The 20,315-nt window shown below is 34.6% G+C and carries 18 protein-coding genes; 10 read left to right on the forward strand and 8 right to left on the reverse strand.

All coding sequences use genetic code 11. The annotated features are described in order from the left end of the window. The first annotated feature begins 122 nt into the window (after positions 1 to 122). Positions 123 to 758 (forward strand): cysteine hydrolase family protein, encoded by a 636-nt coding sequence (locus M0051_RS12220; RefSeq protein WP_306741807.1) that lies wholly within the window; start codon positions 123 to 125, stop codon positions 756 to 758. Here M0051_RS12220 and miaA read toward each other — a convergent pair. Beyond that, positions 755 to 1,669, reverse strand: a complete 915-nt coding sequence (gene miaA, locus M0051_RS12225; protein ID WP_306741808.1) for a tRNA (adenosine(37)-N6)-dimethylallyltransferase MiaA — start codon at positions 1,667 to 1,669, stop codon at positions 755 to 757. The two genes, M0051_RS12220 and miaA, sit on opposite strands and share 4 nt — an antisense overlap. A gap of 211 nt (positions 1,670 to 1,880) precedes the next feature. On the opposite strand from miaA, the gene M0051_RS12230 reads away from it, so the two are divergent. The 3 genes from M0051_RS12230 (at position 1,881) to smpB (ending at position 3,620) form a co-directional block, all read left to right on the forward strand. After that, positions 1,881 to 2,456 carry a Yip1 family protein gene (locus M0051_RS12230; protein WP_306741809.1) on the forward strand — a complete coding sequence of 192 codons (576 nt, stop codon included), beginning with the start codon at positions 1,881 to 1,883 and terminating at the stop codon, positions 2,454 to 2,456. Between the two features lie 93 nt (positions 2,457 to 2,549). After that, a complete protein-coding gene (locus M0051_RS12235; RefSeq protein WP_306741810.1) occupies positions 2,550 to 3,140 on the forward strand; it encodes a hypothetical protein in 591 nt (196 codons plus the stop codon). Between the two features lie 33 nt (positions 3,141 to 3,173). Next, complete coding sequence (gene smpB, locus M0051_RS12240) at positions 3,174 to 3,620, forward strand: SsrA-binding protein (RefSeq protein WP_110363129.1); 447 nt, start codon at positions 3,174 to 3,176, stop codon at positions 3,618 to 3,620. A 295-nt stretch (positions 3,621 to 3,915) separates the two neighbouring features. Here the strand turns inward: smpB and M0051_RS12245 are convergent, their stop codons facing one another. From M0051_RS12245 to M0051_RS12255, 3 genes are all read right to left on the reverse strand, one after another. After that, on the reverse strand, positions 3,916 to 5,583 hold the full coding sequence (locus M0051_RS12245) for a nucleoside kinase (protein ID WP_306741811.1): 1,668 nt from the start codon (positions 5,581 to 5,583) through the stop codon (positions 3,916 to 3,918). A 151-nt stretch (positions 5,584 to 5,734) separates the two neighbouring features. After that, positions 5,735 to 8,596 carry an excinuclease ABC subunit UvrA gene (gene uvrA, locus M0051_RS12250; protein ID WP_306741812.1) on the reverse strand — a complete coding sequence of 954 codons (2,862 nt, stop codon included), beginning with the start codon at positions 8,594 to 8,596 and terminating at the stop codon, positions 5,735 to 5,737. A gap of 30 nt (positions 8,597 to 8,626) precedes the next feature. Continuing rightward, positions 8,627 to 9,619 carry a lytic transglycosylase domain-containing protein gene (locus M0051_RS12255; protein WP_306741813.1) on the reverse strand — a complete coding sequence of 331 codons (993 nt, stop codon included), beginning with the start codon at positions 9,617 to 9,619 and terminating at the stop codon, positions 8,627 to 8,629. A gap of 289 nt (positions 9,620 to 9,908) precedes the next feature. Here M0051_RS12255 and M0051_RS12260 point away from each other — a divergent pair, with 289 nt between their 5' ends. Beyond that, on the forward strand, positions 9,909 to 10,652 hold the full coding sequence (locus M0051_RS12260; RefSeq protein ID WP_306741814.1) for a hypothetical protein: 744 nt from the start codon (positions 9,909 to 9,911) through the stop codon (positions 10,650 to 10,652). 98 nt (positions 10,653 to 10,750) lie between these two features. Here M0051_RS12260 and M0051_RS12265 read toward each other — a convergent pair whose 3' ends face one another. After that, positions 10,751 to 11,878 carry a pyridoxal phosphate-dependent aminotransferase gene (locus tag M0051_RS12265; RefSeq protein WP_306741815.1) on the reverse strand — a complete coding sequence of 376 codons (1,128 nt, stop codon included), beginning with the start codon at positions 11,876 to 11,878 and terminating at the stop codon, positions 10,751 to 10,753. A 115-nt stretch (positions 11,879 to 11,993) separates the two neighbouring features. Here M0051_RS12265 and M0051_RS12270 point away from each other — a divergent pair, with 115 nt between their 5' ends. Both M0051_RS12270 and M0051_RS12275 read left to right on the forward strand, forming a co-directional pair. Next, positions 11,994 to 13,175: a MalY/PatB family protein gene (locus M0051_RS12270; RefSeq protein WP_306741816.1), complete on the forward strand. Its 1,182-nt coding sequence runs from the start codon at positions 11,994 to 11,996 to the stop codon at positions 13,173 to 13,175. Between the two features lie 241 nt (positions 13,176 to 13,416). Beyond that, entirely contained in the window at positions 13,417 to 14,289 is an 873-nt protein-coding gene (locus M0051_RS12275; RefSeq protein ID WP_306741817.1) for a DMT family transporter, read from the forward strand. Here M0051_RS12275 and M0051_RS12280 read toward each other — a convergent pair whose 3' ends face one another. Together M0051_RS12280 and M0051_RS12285 are read right to left on the reverse strand one after the other, a co-directional pair. Further along, complete coding sequence (locus tag M0051_RS12280) at positions 14,290 to 15,642, reverse strand: carboxypeptidase-like regulatory domain-containing protein (protein WP_306741818.1); 1,353 nt, start codon at positions 15,640 to 15,642, stop codon at positions 14,290 to 14,292. Continuing rightward, positions 15,632 to 16,222, reverse strand: coding sequence for an RNA polymerase sigma factor (locus M0051_RS12285; RefSeq protein WP_306741819.1), 591 nt, complete (start codon positions 16,220 to 16,222; stop codon positions 15,632 to 15,634). The genes M0051_RS12280 and M0051_RS12285 overlap by 11 nt, the downstream gene beginning before the upstream one ends. Positions 16,223 to 16,363: 141 nt before the next feature. Between M0051_RS12285 and M0051_RS12290 the strand changes: the two genes are divergently transcribed. Together M0051_RS12290 and M0051_RS12295 are read left to right on the forward strand one after the other, a co-directional pair. Beyond that, on the forward strand, positions 16,364 to 18,214 hold the full coding sequence (locus tag M0051_RS12290) for a VWA domain-containing protein (protein WP_306741820.1): 1,851 nt from the start codon (positions 16,364 to 16,366) through the stop codon (positions 18,212 to 18,214). A gap of 33 nt (positions 18,215 to 18,247) precedes the next feature. Beyond that, on the forward strand, positions 18,248 to 18,865 hold the full coding sequence (locus tag M0051_RS12295) for a DEAD/DEAH box helicase (RefSeq protein WP_306741821.1): 618 nt from the start codon (positions 18,248 to 18,250) through the stop codon (positions 18,863 to 18,865). 52 nt (positions 18,866 to 18,917) lie between these two features. On the opposite strand, the gene M0051_RS12300 is transcribed toward M0051_RS12295, so the two are convergent. Then, the gene (locus M0051_RS12300; RefSeq protein WP_306741822.1) at positions 18,918 to 19,397 is read right to left on the reverse strand and encodes a Dps family protein; all 480 of its coding nucleotides are present in this window, start codon (positions 19,395 to 19,397) and stop codon (positions 18,918 to 18,920) included. A 272-nt stretch (positions 19,398 to 19,669) separates the two neighbouring features. Here M0051_RS12300 and M0051_RS12305 point away from each other — a divergent pair, with 272 nt between their 5' ends. After that, positions 19,670 to 20,128 carry a hypothetical protein gene (locus M0051_RS12305; protein ID WP_306741823.1) on the forward strand — a complete coding sequence of 153 codons (459 nt, stop codon included), beginning with the start codon at positions 19,670 to 19,672 and terminating at the stop codon, positions 20,126 to 20,128. Positions 20,129 to 20,315 lie beyond the last annotated feature (187 nt).

Consider the following 20,315-nt stretch of genomic DNA (forward strand, 5'->3'; position numbering starts at 1 on the left):
ATCGACTGCAAAATCCATGACAAAAAGCCTTAATTTTCCGATATCTTTAGATTAATTAATCCTATCAATTTTGAATAGGATCGAATCGGTTGTATTTTTATAAAAAAGAAAGACTTACAAATATGTTTACAAAAGATATCTTGTTTTGGAATGTCGATACTCAAATCGACTTTATGAGTAAGAATGGAAAACTTTATGCTCAAAATGCAGAAGAAATTCAACCTACTCTTGCGGCAATTACAAAATTGGCTGAATTCAATAACATTCAGGTAATTAACACCGCAGATTATCATTATAGCAATTCTGCCGAACTATCTTCAAATCCTGATTTTGCAAATACTTTTCCTGAACATTGCATGGCAAACTCATTAGGTGCCGAGTACATTTCCGAAACCAAGCCCGATAAAAACAGTCCAAAAATTCTTTGGAACAAAATATACAACGAAAAAGAATTGAGAGAAGCTACTCTTGAAAGAAACATCATTATCCGAAAAGATGCATTTGATGTATTTGAAGGCAACCCAAATACTGAAAATCTACTAAAAGTGATTAATCCAAAAACTGTTTTTGTATATGGCGTTACCACAAATGTGTGCGTTGATTGCGCAGCTGTTGGACTTGCAGAAAGAGGACTTAAAGTTTATGTAATTGAGGATGCCATCAAAGAACTTCCGAACATCCCACTTCCTTTTGAAAAATGGGATGAACTTGGCATTACCCGCATTTCGTATGATAAGGTTGTTGAATATCTTGCTTAAGCATTAAACAATTCTTTTACCTTGGCAATTTTTTCATCAAGTGGCATGTAACCATCTAACCAATGAATGTTGCTGCCACTTCGTTCCATTTTTCGGAACCAAGTCATCTGGCGCTTGGCAAATTGGTGAATTGCTATTTCTAATCCCGAGAACATTTCATCGTATGTAATTTGCCCTGTTACATACTCGGTAAGAAACCTATACTCCAAGCCATAATAAATTAAATCTTCTGCAGACACACCAGATTTTAACAAACCTTCAACCTCTTCCACCATTCCTGATTTTAGACGCTCTTTTAATCTTAGGCTAATTCTATCGCGTCTGCTTTCTCTGTCGAATTTTATTCCAATCAACAATGGATTCATTTCTGGATATTCCATGTCAATTTGAGGGTTTGCAGCATAGTATCTTTCAATTTCAATGGCTCTGATTGCTCTTTTCTTTGTTTCTAAATCGCTGGTATTGTGCAAGTCTTTATATGAACGAAGTATTACCTCAAGCTCTTCAAGCGATTTACTTTCCAACTCATCTCTAAAATATTGATCTTTAGGAACTGCTATTAATTTATAACCTTTCAGAACTGCTTCAAGGTACATTCCTGTACCACCACATACAACCGGCAGTCTTTTCCTGGACGAAATATCCTCAAATGCTTTAACGAAATCTTGTTGAAATTCAAACACATTGTATTTGTATCCTGCATCGGCGATATCAATTAAATGATATGGTATTTCAACTCCATCCACAACATACTCCTCAATATCCTTTCCTGTACCCAAATCCATACCACGATAAATCTGACGAGAATCAGCACTAATAATTTCACCATTGAAATCTTTAGCCAAATTAACCGCCAAACTTGTCTTGCCCGTTGCAGTCGCACCTAATACTACCAATAAATTGTAACGCATCTTCATTAAATTTTAATCGAAATAACAATCCGATTTTTCATGTGTTTAAATTTTCTTTTAGTTATCACACAAAACTCACCATAAATTAAATAATTATTCAATAATGGACGTTTCATTCTCAGGATAATGCCTATCTTAAATAGGTCGAAAATTTAGAATTCGGCAACAAAATTACTTTAAGTTTTTTGATTTCACTAACCAGACAATCAATATGACAATTCTTGCAACCTACAAACACACTTTTCGATTGCTAATTTCTCCCGAAAAGGAATGGATTTCAATTCTAGATCATGTAAATATCAAAAGCTCCAAACTCCTGTTTATATTGATTGTTCCTTTAGCCTTAATCATGTCTGCATGTAACTTTATAGGCTTTGTTCTTTTTGATAATAATTCAACCAATCATATTGATATGTTTTTGTTTTCTTCCATAACTACATTTGTTCTATCAATTGCATCCATCTACATCTCTTCCATAGTAGTTAGACCATTTGCTGTTCTTCCTACAAAAAAGGAAAGATTCGAAAGAGCATTTATTTTGGTTGCATTTTCCTATACTCCAGGCTTCATTTTTAATTCTATTGCATTCCTGTTCCCTATCATTAACTACCTAACGATTTTCGGATTATATAGCTTCTATATATTATACAAAGGAATTACCCCAATTTTAAATGTTCCCGACAGAAGAAGATCTGGTTATTTTACATTTATTCTAATCGGTCTACTTTCCATTTATGCAGTGTTGGGTGCGCTATTTATAGGTACAGCTAACCTTTTAGGTTTTTAAATTGTAGTATAAATCAATTCTAAAAAATCATAACTTCTTCACTTTTTTAAAAACTTGTTTAATTTTGACAGTATCAAACAAGAAGATTCAAAAATGGAATACAATTCAAAAGGTGTTTTAAATTCGCTCTTTCGAACACGTAATCTGCTACTTACCCCCAAAAAAGAATGGGAAAGAATTGCTCCGGAAAACTCAACAACTAAAGAGTTATTTCGAAACTTCTCCTTTCCTGTAATTACTTTATGCGCAATTATTGCCGCAGGAGGCACCTACATTCATACGAAGGATATTTTAATTGCTGGATCAAAATTATTTGTTGATTTTTTAGCACTTAATTTAGGATTATACTGCGCAGCTAAACTGATTATTTTACTTGCACCAAATTTCCAGCTTCAAATCAATGAAAGTGCGATTTTTAAACTCGTAATTTACAGTGCTTCGATATTCTGCATTTTTCACGGATTAGCTCAACTATTTACCCCATTTTCATTCTTAAACCAGATATGTCTATTGTTGGAACTATACTTCATTAGAATATTGTGGCTGGGAACAACTTCAATTTTACCAATCGCCAATAATAAGCGTCCTGGATTTACTGTTATGGCAAGTCTATTGATTCTTGTTCTTCCTTTGATATTTGAAAGAATGTTTTCAATTCTATTCAGGCTTCCATTAACAATTTAAATACTAAATTTGCAAGGAATTTAAGATATAACGATGCAGAATATTAACATCAGAAATAAAAGAGCCAGCTTCGAATACGAATTCATTGAGAAATTTGTAGCCGGAATTCAACTTTTTGGAACCGAAATCAAATCAATTCGCGCTGGAAAAGCCAGCTTGGTTGATTCTTATTGCTATTTCACACGCAACGAATTGTATGTAGTAGGAATGCACATTTCGGAATACAAGTTTGGCTCCTACTACAATCACGAAGAAAAAAGAGAAAGAAAACTACTTCTTAACCGAAAAGAATTAAATAAGCTAGATAGAAAAACAAAAGAGTCGGGCCTTACCATAGTTCCAGTTCGCCTTTTCATTAACGAAAGAGGTTTTGCAAAGATGGAAATTGCACTATGCAGGGGTAAGAAACACTACGACAAACGCGAAAGCTTAAAGCAAAAAGATCACAAAAGAGAGATAGACCGCATGATGAAGAGATAGTTAGCTATTTTTTCGATTTTTTCTCAAAAATTTCTCTCTCATAACTCGCAAATCACAGATATTTTCTTCTATATTTGCAGCCCGTTTCTCAAGATTCGGGCTTTCCTATTCATATTAGTTTATCAACACGAAACTAACAAGTTATCAACATTGTTGACAATTTGTTAATAAACTCTGTACTCCTTAATTTTATTGACTTACAGTTGTTAAAAACTAAAAAATCCTATTTTTGCCGAATAGGATATTAACAGCAAAAATAGAACTGATATAAACAGGTAAAAAAGTTATTAACAATCTAATAGTCGAAAGTACTTCCTCCTAAAAACTCTCTCATTAAAGATGTTGGTGGAATCTCCTCCTCTGAAATTGGTAAAAAGTAACTAAAGAACTTCAGAAGTCGGTTTGCTTCTGAATATTCAGGTTGATTTGGTTGCACTTCTTTTAAAATTGGCTCAGCAAATCTTTTTAAAACTCCCAATTCATAAGGCAATGCCGAATTGAACATTACATCTGCCTCTTCCTGATGAGGAAAAATGTTTCTCAATTCACCTCTTCGAACACTTAGCCACCTGCTAATGGTATCCGATGCGCTATAATTACGATACTTGTAATCGCGCACTATTCGCCTTATTAATCGATTATCTGTTGAAGGAATTCTATTATGACCATCAATAGAAATGGAGGTAAGGGCTGAAATGTATATTCTGAACTTTGACTCATCAGCAATTAATGGAGTGAGCTCAGGATTCAAGGCATGAATCCCCTCGACCACCAACACTTGCTTATCATTAATTTTTAACTTCTCTCCATCGTAATACCTTTGTCCTGTCTCAAATGAAAATTTTGGCAATTCAACCTCTTTTCCTTCCATCAAGTCAACCAAGTTTTGATTGAACAACTGAACATCTAAAGCTTCAAGAACCTCAAAATCATAATCACCATTCTCATCCCTTGGTGTAATTTCTCTGTTCACAAAATAATTATCCATCGAAAGATTCACAGGACTTAAGCCAGCAACTTTCAATTGTATTGCCAATCGTTTTCCAAATGTAGTTTTCCCCGATGATGATGGCCCGGATATCAAAATCAACTTAATTCTTTTTCTATGCTTTCTAATTTTATCAGCAATCTGAGAAATCTTCTTTTCATGTAAAGCCTCAGAAATTTTTATCATTTCAGAAATATTATCCTCAGCCACATATTTATTCAAATCACCAACATTCGAAATATTCAACACTTTTCCCCATCGCTTAAACTCACTAAATACTTTCAGCATTTTCTCTTGCTCAATTCTCTCTTCAATAACCGATGGTTCATCTCTTTTAGGACTCATCAAAAGCATTCCACGATAAAAATGTTGCAAATCAAAAACTTTTAATACCCCTGTAGAAGGCGCAAGAAATCCATAGAAATAGTCAGCACAATCACACAAATGATACACTGAGGTATACAAATTTCCTCTTGTTCGTAGTAATCCGGTTTTCTCTTTCAGGCCTTGATTTTCAAAAATCTCAATCGCTTTTTCCGTTTCGATTTCCTCACGTATAAATGGCATATCGGCAGCAATGATCTCTTCCATTCTGCTCTTTATCTTATCTATATCTGTAGGAGTCAATACGATATTTTTATCTGTCAACCTACAATACAAACCATTCGACACAGAATGTTCCATCCTAAAACCTGTTCCAGGATACAAATCCCTTACTGCTTTATATAAAACAAAACACAAAGATCGAATATACATTCTTCTTCCCGCAGGATGTGTAAGATCAACAAAACGAATATTTTTAGGTTTATATATTTCGTAGGTAAGTTCTTTCACCTTATTATTTACCATTGCACCCAATACAGGCCCATTCAATTTTATATCAATGTCTGATAAAATGGTTTGTAGATCGGTTCCAACGGCATAAGATCTTTTTTCATCAAGATCTTCAAAGTAAATATCTATTAATTTCCCCATGAGCTGTAGATTTAATGGCCATCCTATACATTAAGGACAGTTGTATAAAGATAATAATTATGCTATATCAGTCTTCTTCGGAAATCTTAAATTTTCTTAATCCTGAGAAATTAGGGTAAAAAAAAATCCCCTTGCGGGGATTTGATATATTTTATTGTAGTTCTTCTTTTAGAAATCTAGCCGTAAATGATTCCTTACATTCGGCCAATTCTTCCGGCGTTCCTTCGAACAGTATCTCACCCCCATTTCGGCCACTTTCTTTTCCGATATCAATAACATGATCGGCAACTTTGATTACATCCATATTGTGCTCAATCACAATTACGGTATTGCCTTTATCAACCAATCTATTTAAAACGTCCAACAACACCCTGATATCCTCAAAGTGAAGACCTGTTGTTGGCTCATCCAGAATATACATGGTTTTTCCGGTATCTCTTTTGGCCAATTCCGTTGCCAGTTTTACACGTTGAGATTCACCACCCGACAAAGTTGTTGATGGCTGCCCAAGCGTTACGTATCCTAAGCCGACATCCTGCAAAACTTTCAATTTAATTAGAATTGCAGGTATATTTTCAAAGAAATCTACAGCCTGATTAATGGTCATATCAAGCACATCGCCAATTGATTTTCCTTTGTAACGTACCTCAAGAGTTTCTCGATTGTATCGCTTGCCATTACACTCATCGCAATGCACATACACATCTGGCAAGAAATTCATTTCAATGGAACGAACTCCAGCTCCCTGGCAAGTTTCACACCTTCCTCCTTTTACATTGAAAGAAAATCTACCCGCTTTGTAACCTCTAATTTGCGATTCAGGCAATTTCTCATACAACTTTCTAATATCACCAAAAACATTGGTGTAGGTAGCCGGATTCGAACGAGGAGTTTTGCCCAATGGAGCTTGGTTTACTTCCACTACCTTATCGATATTCTTAATTCCATCCAAATCTTCGTAAGGAAGAGGATCTTTAACTGATCGGTAAAAATGCTGCGACAAAATAGGCTGCAAAGTACCATTAATCAAACTCGACTTTCCACTTCCCGAAACTCCAGTTACACAAATGAACTTTCCTAGCGGAAAACTTACATCAACATTCTTTAGGTTATTACCGGTACAACCTCTTAAGTCAACACTCTTCCCTTTTCCTTTTCTTCGCTCTGTTGGCACTTCAATTTTTCTATCGCCATTCAAGTATTGAGCTGTTAAACTATCTCCCTTTTCAATATCATCAGGATTACCCGCAACAACAATTTCACCTCCATGCTTTCCTGCAAAAGGTCCCATGTCCACCACATAATCGGCAGATTTTATCATGTCCTTATCGTGCTCAACAACAATTACCGAATTTCCAGAATCTCTTAATTGCTGTAAGGATTGAATCAATCTTTCATTATCACGTTGATGCAGACCGATACTTGGCTCATCTAAAATGTACAATACATTAACCAACTGAGAACCAATTTGCGTTGCCAAACGAATTCGTTGTGATTCGCCACCAGAAAGCGTTACCGAACTTCTATTTAGAGAAAGATATTCCAATCCTACATCTAAAAGAAATCCCAAACGAGATCTTATTTCTTTTAAAACTTCAATGGCAATCTTTTTTTGTTTATCGCTTAAGTGCTGTTCCAAATCCTGAAACCACTCACCCAATAAACCAAGATCCATTTCGGCTAGTTCAGCAATATTTTTATCATGAATTCTAAAGTGCAATGCTTCTTTCTTCAATCGCTTTCCATCACAAGCAGAACAAGCATCTGTTTTCACAAACTGTTCAGCCCATTTCTTGGCTTTCTTTGAAGTTCCATTGCTTTCCTGGTTTGTGATATACTTTATCACACCATCAAAACTTAAAAAGTAATTTGACGATGTGCCCAATGGAGTATTTTCAAGTTTGAATGTTTCGCTGGAGCCATCCAGAATTATACTTAGAGCTTCCTCAGGAATTTCTTCAATTGGGGTATTCATATCAAAACCATACTTTCGCCCAATGGCCTCCATCTGCCAAAAAATCAAACTATTCTTGTATTTACCCAAAGGCACAATGCCACCTTCACGAATGCTTAAGGTCTGATCTGGAATTATTTTCTCTAAATCAATTGCATTTACACGTCCAAGACCCTTACATTTTGGGCAAGCTCCATGAGGAGAGTTGAAAGAAAAACTATGTGGTGCTGGAGTATTATATGATATCCCGGTAGATGGACACATCAACAAACGACTGTAATATTTTACCTCATCGGTATCCTTATCCAGAATCATCGTAATCCCCTTACCATGTTTCATAGCTGTTTGCACAGATTCTTTTAGGCGCTTATCTCCAACTTCTTCAACAACCAGTTTATCAACTAGTATTTCTATATCGTGATTTTTATAACGATCGACCTTAAAACCATGCAACAATTCAACAATTTCACCATCCACCCTGGCATACAAGAATCCTTTTCTTCGAATTTGCTCGAACAGTTCTTTGTAATGGCCTTTACGCCCTTTTACAATGGGTGCAAGAATGTAAATTCTCTTCTCGCTAAATTTTTCGTGAATTAAATTGATGATTTGCTCATCGGTATACTTCACCATCTTCTCGCCTGTTTCATACGAATAGGCTACACCAGCTCTTGCATACAACAGGCGAAGAAAATCATACAATTCGGTAATGGTTCCTACTGTAGAGCGTGGGTTTTTGTTGGTAGTTTTCTGCTCAATAGAAATTACCGGACTTAAACCTGTAATCTTATCCACATCGGGACGTTCCATTCCGCCAAGGAATTGTCTGGCGTAAGCAGAAAATGTTTCGATATACCTACGCTGACCTTCAGCATAAATTGTATCGAATGCCAATGAAGATTTTCCACTACCACTCAATCCGGTAATCACCGAAAGTTGGTTACGAGGAATACTTACATCAATATTTTTAAGGTTGTGAACTCGTGCCCCAAACACATCAACACTGCCAGTTTCGAGCTGTTCTACACCGTTTACTTCTTTATTCTTTTTGGAACTCAAATCTAAATCTCCTTTTGCAAATCCAACAATCTATTTCTCTGACACTGAACCATCAGGGTTTTTATAATCAGAAAATGCAAAATTAATATATCCTTTGGCAGGAAGCGTAATTTCGTACTCTTTTTTGTATTTATTTGTAAGGTATGCTCTTCGTAGCCATGGATTAAAATATTTTAAAACCTTATAATTTACTCCATTTTCCTTAGCAAACACAGCAAAATTCTTTACCGGAGTTTTAATTTTTATTTTTCGGGTTGGAATTTCCGGATACAAATCTGACTCACGATATTTAAAACCATATGCCGAAGGATTCTCCATAATCATCTTAATGGCCAAAATTCTGAACACATATCGTCCTGTTTCTTCGCCCAAAAGCAAATCATAGTATTCACCTGCATCTTGTAATTTTAATTGCTTATCAACAAACCTTCTTCCAGCATTGTACGATGCAGCTACCAAGGTCCAACTTCCATATTTTTTGTATGAATCTTTAAGGTATTTACAAGCCGCAACAGTTGCTTTTTCGATATTATATCGTTCATCAACTTCTGATGACACTTCCAAACCATAGTCTTTGGCCGTTCCACTCATAAACTGCCAAACCCCAACAGCCCCTGCTGGCGATTTAATTGTAGGCACAAACCCACTTTCGATTAAAGCCAAATATTTAAAATCCTCAGGAACCCCCTGCTTTTTTAAAATGGGTTCGATAATTGGAAAATATCGATTCGCTCGTTTTAAGAACAACAAAGTTTGCGACTGCCAATAGGTATTCACCAATAATTCCCTATCAAGCGATTCCTTTACATCCCACCTGTTCATCGGAACAATTTCATCGCCAAAGGTTAATTTATCTGGTGTTTTTAGTGCATACACATTATAGCGACTCATGTATTCGCTATTTTCAGGATCTTTGTCTCGGTCGGTTACGGTTGAGTAATTAAATAACTGGGCAGTAAGGTAAACTGCACCCGAAACAACAATTAAAGCTAAAATATTTTTTAAAGGTCTATATATATTCACGGCTGTTGATTTTTAAGATTGTCAAATGTAAAATATTCTACTCGATTAAGAGAAGAAATGTTTTCTTTTAACAAATCTTTACACCAATAAATTTGAACTGTTCGTCAAGTTCAATTTTATTTTTTTTTAAACATTTTAAAACTTGCTCTTTACTTACTCATCAGAAGATTGTAACTTGAAACAACAAAATGAAAGATGTTTCGTTGATTAAATAATGTCGGGTTATTTATTCAATATCAACCCAGCATCAAGATTTTATGACCTAACCAGTCACCTAATTTTTAATCCTATGAAAAACCGCGTGCTGTCTATATTGCTATTCGGAGTATACCTTTTGTATGCATGTGACAGTGACAATGCGGCTAATTTCCCTACAGAAATAATTCAAGATTCCCGAGTATCAGATTCTATTTTTGAAATCTTATTGAATGATGCTAAATTGATTTGTATGGATTTTTATACCAATCAGGAAATGGAAGAGTTATCTGAAATAGAATTTAAAGAATACCACTTTGCACCAATTCTAGCAGCACTTCAAACCGTTTATCTCGATTCTGTTTCGATTGCTTCTTCGGATATTAGAAAATACGATGTACATGCCTTATGTCCTGAGCAGCTGCACAAAGCTCGTATCACAATAGATACAACGAGTGAGAATTTTACCTCTTGGAAAACTTATGGTTTCTCGGATAATTTAAGTTTGGATTTGTTAATAGACGAATATGATTTGCAGTTGGATTCTATCAGAGAAACACAATATCTGGTTCATACCAATACTGGTATCAATCAGGAATCCTTAGCCAGAGAACTGAGAAAATTTAAATTTATCACGAAAGCACAAGCTGCCAATTGCATTGGCGATGGACCTCATATTGAGATCGTTTATTTTAATCCTGATTTCATTCAGTTGATATATAGCTACGGCTGGGGCGATTGTCCATCGGGTTGTATTAACCGTCATTACTGGGAATTGGGAGTTTATGGATCAGGCGTGATTGAATTGCTTTCTGAATCTGGCAAGGAACTCCCATAAAGTAAATCTGCTTGAAATAAGAATTATTTCAATTCCCTTCTCCTATAAAAACACTCCTTATTGTTACTTACGCATTAATTTTTGCCTCAAAAAAGATCTTAATTTTTGGAGTTGTTCAACATTTCCAATCCATCGAAATAAGTTTTGAATTTTTCGTGTGGAACAGAAACACAAATTCTTGCAAACCGAGATGCATATTCTTTCTTATCCCTTGTAAAGTAACTTAATGATACACTCCCTATTCGTGCCTCAAGAAGTTCCTCTTCCGATTTGTTAACAATCACGAATATTCCAATAGGTTCAGAATCCTTATAAAACTCTTTTGCCAGCAAGCCTTTGATTTCCAAAAATTCTATATTCTTCTTTATTCCCTCGCAAGTGCGCTCCTTAAAGCTTTTCATTACAACCTGTCCTTTATCAGAGCTTAGCAATTTGGCTACCATTAATTGAGAGAAAGCATTTATTCCATTTGTGGCATACATCAAACGAATTCCCAATTCATTTACAAACTCTTTGTTTGTACTATGCACAAAACCCAATCGTTGTCCACTTAAGCCTACCGATTTGCTAAAACTTTCAACAATAATAACATTTTCCAATTGGCTTAATTTCTGAAAAAACAAATCTTCCTCTCCACAAAAAATTCTTCTGTACGGACAATCTACAATCACAATTGCACCATGATCACTTAATGCTTTGGCGGTTTTAAAAATATTCTCATCAGCCTGCTTGTTTCCAATAGGATTATTTGGATCGCAGATGATCACTGCCCTGTTCTTATAAGAATCTATATTTTCATTTACAGTATTAAAATCAGCATAGGTTTCAGACTCCATTCCTCGAACTGTCATTACCTGAACGTATGACCCCCAGTAGTAATCAGGCAAACACACCTTGTCTACATTTATGGTTTGGAATACCAAATCGAGTGCCGACATGCCTCCTCCGGTTATAGCAATGTTATCAACCGAAGACTGATTGCCAAAGTAATGCTGATTAATGGCTTTTCTCAACTCAGACCTACCCTGCGATGGAGGGTAAACCTGCATTTCGTTCGAATTAAAATCCAATTCATCAACAACAGAGTTTAAATCGATGTTACAGACCGAATTTACCCCCCGGTTTAATAACAAAAATTCATTACCGGTTTCTTGACTCATTTTTCTAATTCGTTCGCCAATTCCAACAATCGCAGAATATTTAGCGCCACTCTTTCTGATTTTCATACTTTATAAGTTTTCTACGAATTAAATCAACCCAAACATTATTCGCAAATTTTAAAAGCTGCTTTAAAGACTCTATAAAATTTTATACTTTAACTCTTCCTAAAAATCAATCACAATGAAATACAATTTTGATAAAATTATAGATCGCAAAAATACCAACTCGGTAAAATACGATAAACTCGAACATTATTTTGGGAAAGATAATTTGCTTCCTTTTTGGGTAGCCGATACCGATTTCAATGTTCCAGACTGTATCTCAAACGCTATAATAAAAAGAGCCGAACATGCAATTTACGGATATTCATTCCGAAGTAAAGATTGTATTTTAAGTGTACAAAACTGGCTTAAAAACCGTCACGATTGGGAAGTAAAAGAGGAATGGGTTTCTTCCAGTCCTGGAGTAGTTACTGCTCTATCCTTATTGCTGATGAGTCTGACTGAAAAGGGTGATAAAATTGCTGTTCAACCACCGGTATATCATCCATTTTTTCATGTGATAAATGATACTGAACGCAGTTTGGTTCACAATCCATTAATTAGAACAGAAGATTCTTACCAAATGGATTTTGAACATTTGGAACAACTTGCCAAAGATGGTTTAAAAGCCATAATTATTAGCAATCCTCATAATCCTGTGGGAAGAGTATGGACAAAAGATGAGCTTCTTCGACTAGGAGAAATCGCAAAAAAATATGATTTTCTTATCATTTCTGATGAAATTCATCAGGATTTAATCTATAAGAATCACAAACACATAGCTCTTGCCTCTTTATCGGAAGATTTGGCACAAAGAACAATTACCTGTATTGCTCCTTCGAAAACTTTTAATGTAGCTGGCTTAGCAAGTTCGGTAATTATTATCCCTAATCAGGAATTGAAAAAAACTTACGAAAAGCTACTTTGTGCCATGCACCTGGATTCTGGTAATTTATTTGGTCATATTGCCATGCAAGCAGGATATGAACATGGAGCTGACTGGTTGGATCAACTCATGGAGTATTTACAATCCAATGTAGATTACGTTCGAGAATTTCTTGAAGAAAATATTCCAGAAATTAAATTGGTTACTCCAGAGGCTACTTATTTATTATGGTTAGATTGCAGAGATCTGAATATTGGCTCAGAAAAGTTGAATCAGATTCTAATTAATGAAGCTGGTTTAGCTTTAAATAAGGGAACTACTTTTGGAAAAGAAGGAAATGGCTACATGAGATTAAACATAGGTTGCCCAAAGTCTATGTTAAAAAAAGGATTGAGTATTTTACAACAAAGCGTAAATCAATTAAAAAAACTTTGATTTCCAGGGTTACCTTTTCTGTTTTTAAGGAATAAATAAATAGACGATTAAACAGAATCGAAAATCACCCTTATGATTATCAATAAAAGTTGATTTTCTGCAAAAAACAACTACAGTCTGTTATACACAAGAAAACCCCGGATTTACTACTCCCGGGGTTTTGTGTTTTTTCTGAAAGTTCCTTTTTCCAGTTGTTTTGATGTTTAATTTCCAGTACATTCGCATTCAAAATACACTCAATATGCACTGGAAAAAACCTTGGTTTCAACTCACGATTCTTATCCTATTGGCTTTTGTATGGGGAAGTTCTTTTATACTAATGAAAATAGGCCTGAAGAGTTTTAGCAGTGAACAAGCTGCTGGAATTCGAATGTTATTGGCTTCACTTGTACTACTTCCGTATTCAATTAAGAATTTAAAATTTCTTCAGAGAAAAGACTTTCCAAGTATACTTGTTGCTGGATTCATAGGTAGTTTCATTCCTGCATTTTTATTTACCAAGGCACAAACTCAAATAGACAGTGCATTGGCTGGAATGCTAAACTCACTAACACCACTTTTTACACTTTTGGTTGGAATTTTATTTTTTAAAACCAAATTTAAATGGTTGCAAACAATAGGGTTGGTAGTCGGTCTTATAGGAGCTCTTGGCCTGATTACTTCTGGTAAAGAATTGAACTTTGGAAGTATCAACAGCTATGCCTTACTTATTGTTTTAGCTACATCATTTTATGGTATCAACATCAATACAATTAAAGCCAAGCTTTCACATTTATCAGGAGTTCAAATTACATCTCTTTCCTTTTTCTTTACAGGTCCAGCAGCTTTAATATATCTTTTAACAACAGATTTTCAGCCTGTATTTGCTACTCCTAATTGGCCAATTCATTTTCTTGCTTTGGCTGCATTGGGAATAATTGGCACTGCACTGGCCATGTTATTAATGAATAGCTTAATCAGACACATTTCTGCCGTATATGCTTCTTCTGTTACTTATATCATTCCCATATTTGCAATTTTCTGGGGAGTAGTCGATGGAGAAAACATTACACTCCTCCATCTTGCATGCATGTCTGGAATTTTGTTAGGAGTATACTTAATCAACAAAAAGTAATTAATCAAAGTCTACACGTAAAGTAAATCGGACTTTTGAATCAGTAGGAGCATCATTGGATTCTGCTGGAATCCATTTTTCTCCATTTCTAATTAATTCTTTAATCTTTTTGGTTAGTTTCAGATTATTGTCACCCTTAACTTTAACATTCCCAATAGATCCTGAACTATACACGATAAAAGAAACTCTAAGTTTATATCTTCCCGTTAATTCAGTTTCAAATTCTGATTTTAGACTTGAAATCATATTCTCTTTATATATCGAAATGTTCTTCGATTGAGAAGGCAATACTTTGTTCCAAGATTTAATTGGTTTATCCATTTTTACTTCAGATACAGATCCTGTTTCGAAAGCTTTTTTCTTTTCAGATCCGTAGGCTGTAACCACTACTTCATTCATCTCAACGGCATCCTGCTCCAAAACAACCAACAACGAATCAGCAACATCCACTTCTTTGGTTTCAAAACCAACAAAGGAAGCTGTCAATTTATAGTTGGAATTGGTATCCGCAAGACTCATCGCAAATTTCCCATCTAAATCAGTCATGGTTCCCTTTGTTGTCCCATTCACAACAATCATTACACCAGGTATTGGAGTTTTTTCTTTATCAACTACAAGCCCGGAAATTTTCCTTGCATTTTCATCATTACCAATTGTTGCAAATCCTCTGATTCTAATTCCTGTATCCCTTTTGCTAACGGTCACACCTGCTACTTTGCCAGATAATGCTTTCTCAACTTTATTGGTAACAATTCTTGAAGATTGATTTTCTTTAACTTTTAGAACCTTAAGAATTGGTTCACTCGTTTCGATCTCCTCATCTTTTATTTCTTGTGCAAATTGAAGTTCTTCATACTCATCTGCCATTTGAACTTCAAGATCGACAACATCAATTCCTTTTTCTTCTACCAACTCAACCTCTTCTAACTCTTCTATTGGTTGATCCGTACTAATATTGAGACTATCTTCTTTTGTAATCTGGATACTCTCAAACTTCTGTTTAGGTTTAGCTTGTTCAATATCCTGACTAACAAATTCATTTCCTCTCGGGGTTTGATTAATAAAATACAAAACAAAACTCAACCCGAGAATAACTATAATACTTGCTGCATAAGGCAACCAAATCAATCTTTTCTTTTGCTTGGAATTCATTTTACTTTCCAAACTCAGTTTCAATTCTTCTAAATCTTGCTCAATCTCCAATGAACCAAGTTTAGACAAGCCATCATAAGCATCACTTTCGAATTCATCCATCATTACAGATTTTTCAAAAGCATGCTTTTCCTTTTCAGTCATTTTATTACCAAAATAGGCTAAAATTCGTTCATATGTCAATCTCAATTTAGACTTCATTTTGTTTGGCAAATTCTTCCATGCAAATCTTCAAGTTCCTTTTCCCGTTTTGAATATAACTTTTTACTTTTTTAACCGGATACTCCAATTGATCCGATATCTCTTGATAACATTTCTCGTCGTAGTAAAACAACAAAATACACTTTTGCTGCTCTTCCTTTAATCTATCAATGCACCTTTTCAGATTCTGTTCCAGATTTAAATCCAGTGTCTCATCAATAGGATGCAGTGAAGTAGTAGATTCCACAAATTGCAACTGTAAAAATTTGTCTGCCTGATTTTTCCGGGATTTTTGTTTCCTTAATTGCATCAGACAATAGTTTTTACACACCACATACAACCATGATTTAAAATTCTTTATCTCAAATTTAGGGATTTCTGATATCAAGTGTTCAAAAATAGCATTTACTGCATCCTTTGCTTTCTCTCTGTCATGCAGATATTTTAAACATACACCATAAACCAAATGCATATATCGGGAATAAAGCGCACCCAATTCTTCCAAATCGCCTGAATCAATATATGATTCCAGCAACTCTTGATCGGAAAGTTTATCAGGATTTTTTTTAGTCCGAAACATTAAGCTATCTGTGTTAATTATCAGCTTTAATTCTTATGCTAGTTAACCATTTCAAAAAAAAGATGAAAATTTTTTATGGAATTTATTCTTGCCTTGCATCCTAATGACAAAGACGAACAGTAATCATTAAAAAATAGAATTATGAGAGCAATAAAATTATTATTGGGATTGCTAGGAATACTTATTTCTACTACCCTTTCAGCAAAAACAATAAGTGGTGTTGTTACGGATGAATCAAATCTTGCAATACCTGGAGTAAGTATAGTAATTAAAGGTACAACCAATGGAACTTCAACCGGTATTGATGGTAAGTATACAATTGAAGTAGAAAAAGGTGATATTTTAATTTATTCTTTTGTTGGATTAATCAGTCAGGAGATTGAGGTGAAAGACCAAACAGTAATAAATGTTATTATGCGAGCTGAACAAATTAGCGTAGATGAAGTAATTGTTGTTGGTTATGGAAAAAAGACAAAGCAAAGCTTCTCTAGTAGTGTAGCTGGCATTAAAATTCGCGGCAAAAGCTCAAGAAGAGGTAAAAGAAATGCAGTGGCTTTTTGCCAATATGAAATGATGCCAACAATAAACTACAATACCGAAGGATACTCTACTATCAATGAAAACAACTACAAAAATGCAGTGGAAAGTCCAGTTTCAACTTTTTCCATTGATGTTGATGCAGCTTCATATAGCAATGTTCGTAGATTTTTAACCAATGGTGAAAAACCTCCAATTGATGCTGTACGAATTGAAGAAATGATCAATTACTTCAATTACAGCTACGAGCAACCTAAGGGTGAGCATCCTTTTGCCATCCATCACGAAATAGCTGAGTGCCCATGGAACAATGACAACCTACTACTACATATTGGACTACAAGGGAAAAAAATCGAAACTGAAAATCTTCCAGCTTCAAACCTGGTGTTCTTGCTAGATGTATCCGGATCGATGAATTCACCAAACAAACTGCCTTTATTAAAGAAAGCTTTTAAACTTTTGGTAAATGAATTGCGCCCAGAAGATAAAGTTGCCATTGTAGTATATGCCGGTAGCTCTGGTTTGGTTTTACCATCCACCAATGGAAACGAGAAAGAAAAAATCCTAAATGCTTTAAATAAATTAAATGCAGGAGGTTCAACAGCTGGAGCTGCAGGATTAGAATTGGCATACAAAACTGCTCGCGAAAATTTTATCGATGGTGGAAACAACAGAATCATACTTGCAACCGATGGAGATTTTAATGTTGGTATTTCGAGCAATGCCGAAATGGAAAGGCTGATTGAAAAAGAGCGTAACAATGGGGTGTTCATCTCTGTATTGGGATTTGGTATGGGAAATTACAAGGACGATAAAATGGAAATTATTGCCGACAAAGGAAATGGCAACTATTCTTATATCGATAACATATTGGAAGCCAAAAAAGTTTTGGTAAACGAGTTTGGAGGAACGCTTCACACCATTGCCAAAGATGTAAAAATTCAGATCGAGTTTAATCCAGCAATTGTTGAAGAGTACCGATTAATTGGTTACGAAAACAGAATGTTGAACAAGGAAGATTTTGATGATGACAAGAAGGATGCCGGCGAACTTGGTTCGGGACACAATGTAACTGCACTTTACGAAATTAAACTGGCAAAAAGGACAAAGAAGGATCAGAATCTGAAATATCAGGATACAAAATTAAATGCCAAGGCTCTTTCTAAAGATGAAATTGCTACTGTGAAGTTCAGATATAAAAATCCAAAAGGAAGAAAAAGCATCTTAATTACTGAAGAAATTCCTATGAATGTAAGCTCCGAACAAACTCTTTCTGAAAACTTCCAATTCTCTGCTGCCGTTGCTGGTTTTGGTTTATTGCTTCGCAAATCGAAACACAAAGGAAACTGTAATTATAAAATGCTGATTGATTTGGCTCAAAATTCAAAAGGCAAAGATGAAGAAGGATATCGAGGAGAATTCATCAGATTAATGAAATTGGCAAAACATTTGTAAATTTGCCACATTCAAACAAAAAAGCAAAAGAAGATGTTCTTAAAAAAATTAGATCAGCATTTATTGGAAGCCTTAGAAGAATACGGCTTTGAAACACCAACAAAAGTTCAAAAACAGAGTATTTCAAAAATAAAAAGTGGTGTTGATTTAATGATTCGTGCCGATGAAAAAAGTGGTAAATCATCTACCATTGTAATTGGTGTAATTCAACAATTAAAATCGGAATTCGAAGATGTACCAAGAGCTTTAATTATTGTCTCGAGCAGAGAAAAATCTATTGAGATGAAAGAACAATTTGAGGCATTGGGACAAAATACTGATTTAAGAGTTTTTTGCGAAGGTGATGCAGGAAATCTTCACGATTTAAGAGATAAGATATATGCAGGCTCGGATGTTGTAATTGCAACAGCTAAAAAATTAAATGAGTTATATTCATTTAGTGGAATTAATCTGAACAATTTAAAAATGTTCATCATTGATGATGCCGAACTAATTATGAGAGATCAGATTTTGTCTGAAATCAACAGACTATCTCCATATATTCCAAAATCTCAACGTATTGTTTTCTGTGAAAGATTTACGGTTCAAATGGATAAATTTATGGATGAAAACATGAACTTTCCAACAATACTAGATATTAAAAGCGAATAAAATGCAAAAGCCTCCAAGTTTTGGAGGCTTTCTTATTCTCAACACATTCGAATTACTTTAAGTAAGCTTTTAACATCCAGTTAATTTTCTCCAAATAAGAAATATAAGCTGGTAGTATGTCCAAAGTTCCCTCATCTTCATTCTCATTTGCTTCCGCAATTACATTTCTCACTTTTTCGATCAATATTTCATGTGAGTTAACAACCTGTTGAACCATTTCCTCTCCACTTGTGTTAGAGTTTACTTCCTGAATGGTTGAAATTGCTACATAATCAGAGTAGTTTCCCAATGGATGACCATCCAAGGTTAAGATACGCTCAGCAATTTCATCAACTTTATCACTTGCATCGGTATACAACTCTTCAAATTTTGCATGCAATTCGAAGAAAGCACGTCCCCTTACATTCCAGTGAAAATTTCTTAAGTTTTGATAATACAACTGATAGTTTGCCAATAAAATTTGCAATTGTTCAATTTCTCTTTCGTTTGCTGTTAACTCAACTGTTGCTTGATTCTCTTTTAGATTTTTCATGATTCTTATTTTTTAATTATTGATTTGTCATTTTCTTTGATACAAATATCAATAATTGAAAATAAGATGATTTTATAAACCTATAAGATTAACTTATGCTTGGTGAATGAAAAATTTGTACCTCTCTCATTATGTACATGAAAATTCGATAAATATATCAATTAGGATGATGAAAAATTTTGTTTAGCAACAATATTATCTAAATAATTTTATAGTTTAGTGCTTTTCAAAAAACTACTAATATTTATAAACCAGTAAATTAATTACCAAGTATGAAAAAATTAGTTTTACTTTTCATTATTGCTTGTGGGCTTTTTATCGATGCTAGTGCTCAGTCATACGAATACAAAGTAATCACTACAGTAGAATCTATCGTTCCAATGGGTATTGGTCGTTCAAGAATTATTGAAGAAAAGTCTCCAATTGATGCTAACGCATTTACTACAGAAAGAACCGATGGTAAAAAAAGTAAGCAAAAAGATGTTAAAAGATCTGATGCTAAAGTAAGTTTGTTTGCAGAAACAAAACTATTGAACTTCTACAGTATTGCAGGTATCAATTTCCAAAACATTGCTTCTAACGATGCTTTAATTTCATCAAAAATCAATAGTTTGATTGAACAAGGTTATGAATTGGCTTTCGTTACCAGTGGTGTAGAAAGTGATAGTGGTAAAGGTGATGGAAAAGGGATCTTTATTACTCGCTTTATTTTCAAGAGATTGAAGCAGTAATTTCAGAAAAATATTTACAGCTAAGCCTCGAACAATGTTCGGGGCTTTTTTGGATCATCTCGTCAATCAACTGACGGGCTTATTTTTTTGGGAAAACGAACTCCTGAACCAATTCAGGGGCTTCTTTTTTGAGAAAACGAACTCCTGAACCAATTCAGGAACTTCTTTTTTGGGAAAATGATCTCCT

The organism is Marinifilum sp. D714, assembly GCF_030851345.1.
In the GTDB taxonomy this organism is placed as follows: domain Bacteria; phylum Bacteroidota; class Bacteroidia; order Bacteroidales; family Marinifilaceae; genus Marinifilum.

What these genes read in the sequence shown, in the direction of transcription:
- M0051_RS12220 (WP_306741807.1), top strand. Translation starts at nt 123, where the DNA reads ATGTTTACAAAAGATATCTTGTTTTGGAATGTCGATACTCAAATCGAC.
- miaA (WP_306741808.1), bottom strand. Translation starts at nt 1,669, where the DNA reads ATGCGTTACAATTTATTGGTAGTATTAGGTGCGACTGCAACGGGCAAG.
- M0051_RS12230 (WP_306741809.1), top strand. Translation starts at nt 1,881, where the DNA reads ATGACAATTCTTGCAACCTACAAACACACTTTTCGATTGCTAATTTCT.
- M0051_RS12235 (WP_306741810.1), top strand. Translation starts at nt 2,550, where the DNA reads ATGGAATACAATTCAAAAGGTGTTTTAAATTCGCTCTTTCGAACACGT.
- smpB (WP_110363129.1), top strand. Translation starts at nt 3,174, where the DNA reads ATGCAGAATATTAACATCAGAAATAAAAGAGCCAGCTTCGAATACGAA.
- M0051_RS12245 (WP_306741811.1), bottom strand. Translation starts at nt 5,583, where the DNA reads ATGGGGAAATTAATAGATATTTACTTTGAAGATCTTGATGAAAAAAGA.
- M0051_RS12260 (WP_306741814.1), top strand. Translation starts at nt 9,909, where the DNA reads ATGAAAAACCGCGTGCTGTCTATATTGCTATTCGGAGTATACCTTTTG.
- M0051_RS12265 (WP_306741815.1), bottom strand. Translation starts at nt 11,878, where the DNA reads ATGAAAATCAGAAAGAGTGGCGCTAAATATTCTGCGATTGTTGGAATT.
- M0051_RS12270 (WP_306741816.1), top strand. Translation starts at nt 11,994, where the DNA reads ATGAAATACAATTTTGATAAAATTATAGATCGCAAAAATACCAACTCG.
- M0051_RS12275 (WP_306741817.1), top strand. Translation starts at nt 13,417, where the DNA reads ATGCACTGGAAAAAACCTTGGTTTCAACTCACGATTCTTATCCTATTG.
- M0051_RS12280 (WP_306741818.1), bottom strand. Translation starts at nt 15,642, where the DNA reads ATGAAGTCTAAATTGAGATTGACATATGAACGAATTTTAGCCTATTTT.
- M0051_RS12285 (WP_306741819.1), bottom strand. Translation starts at nt 16,222, where the DNA reads ATGTTTCGGACTAAAAAAAATCCTGATAAACTTTCCGATCAAGAGTTG.
- M0051_RS12290 (WP_306741820.1), top strand. Translation starts at nt 16,364, where the DNA reads ATGAGAGCAATAAAATTATTATTGGGATTGCTAGGAATACTTATTTCT.
- M0051_RS12295 (WP_306741821.1), top strand. Translation starts at nt 18,248, where the DNA reads ATGTTCTTAAAAAAATTAGATCAGCATTTATTGGAAGCCTTAGAAGAA.
- M0051_RS12300 (WP_306741822.1), bottom strand. Translation starts at nt 19,397, where the DNA reads ATGAAAAATCTAAAAGAGAATCAAGCAACAGTTGAGTTAACAGCAAAC.
- M0051_RS12305 (WP_306741823.1), top strand. Translation starts at nt 19,670, where the DNA reads ATGAAAAAATTAGTTTTACTTTTCATTATTGCTTGTGGGCTTTTTATC.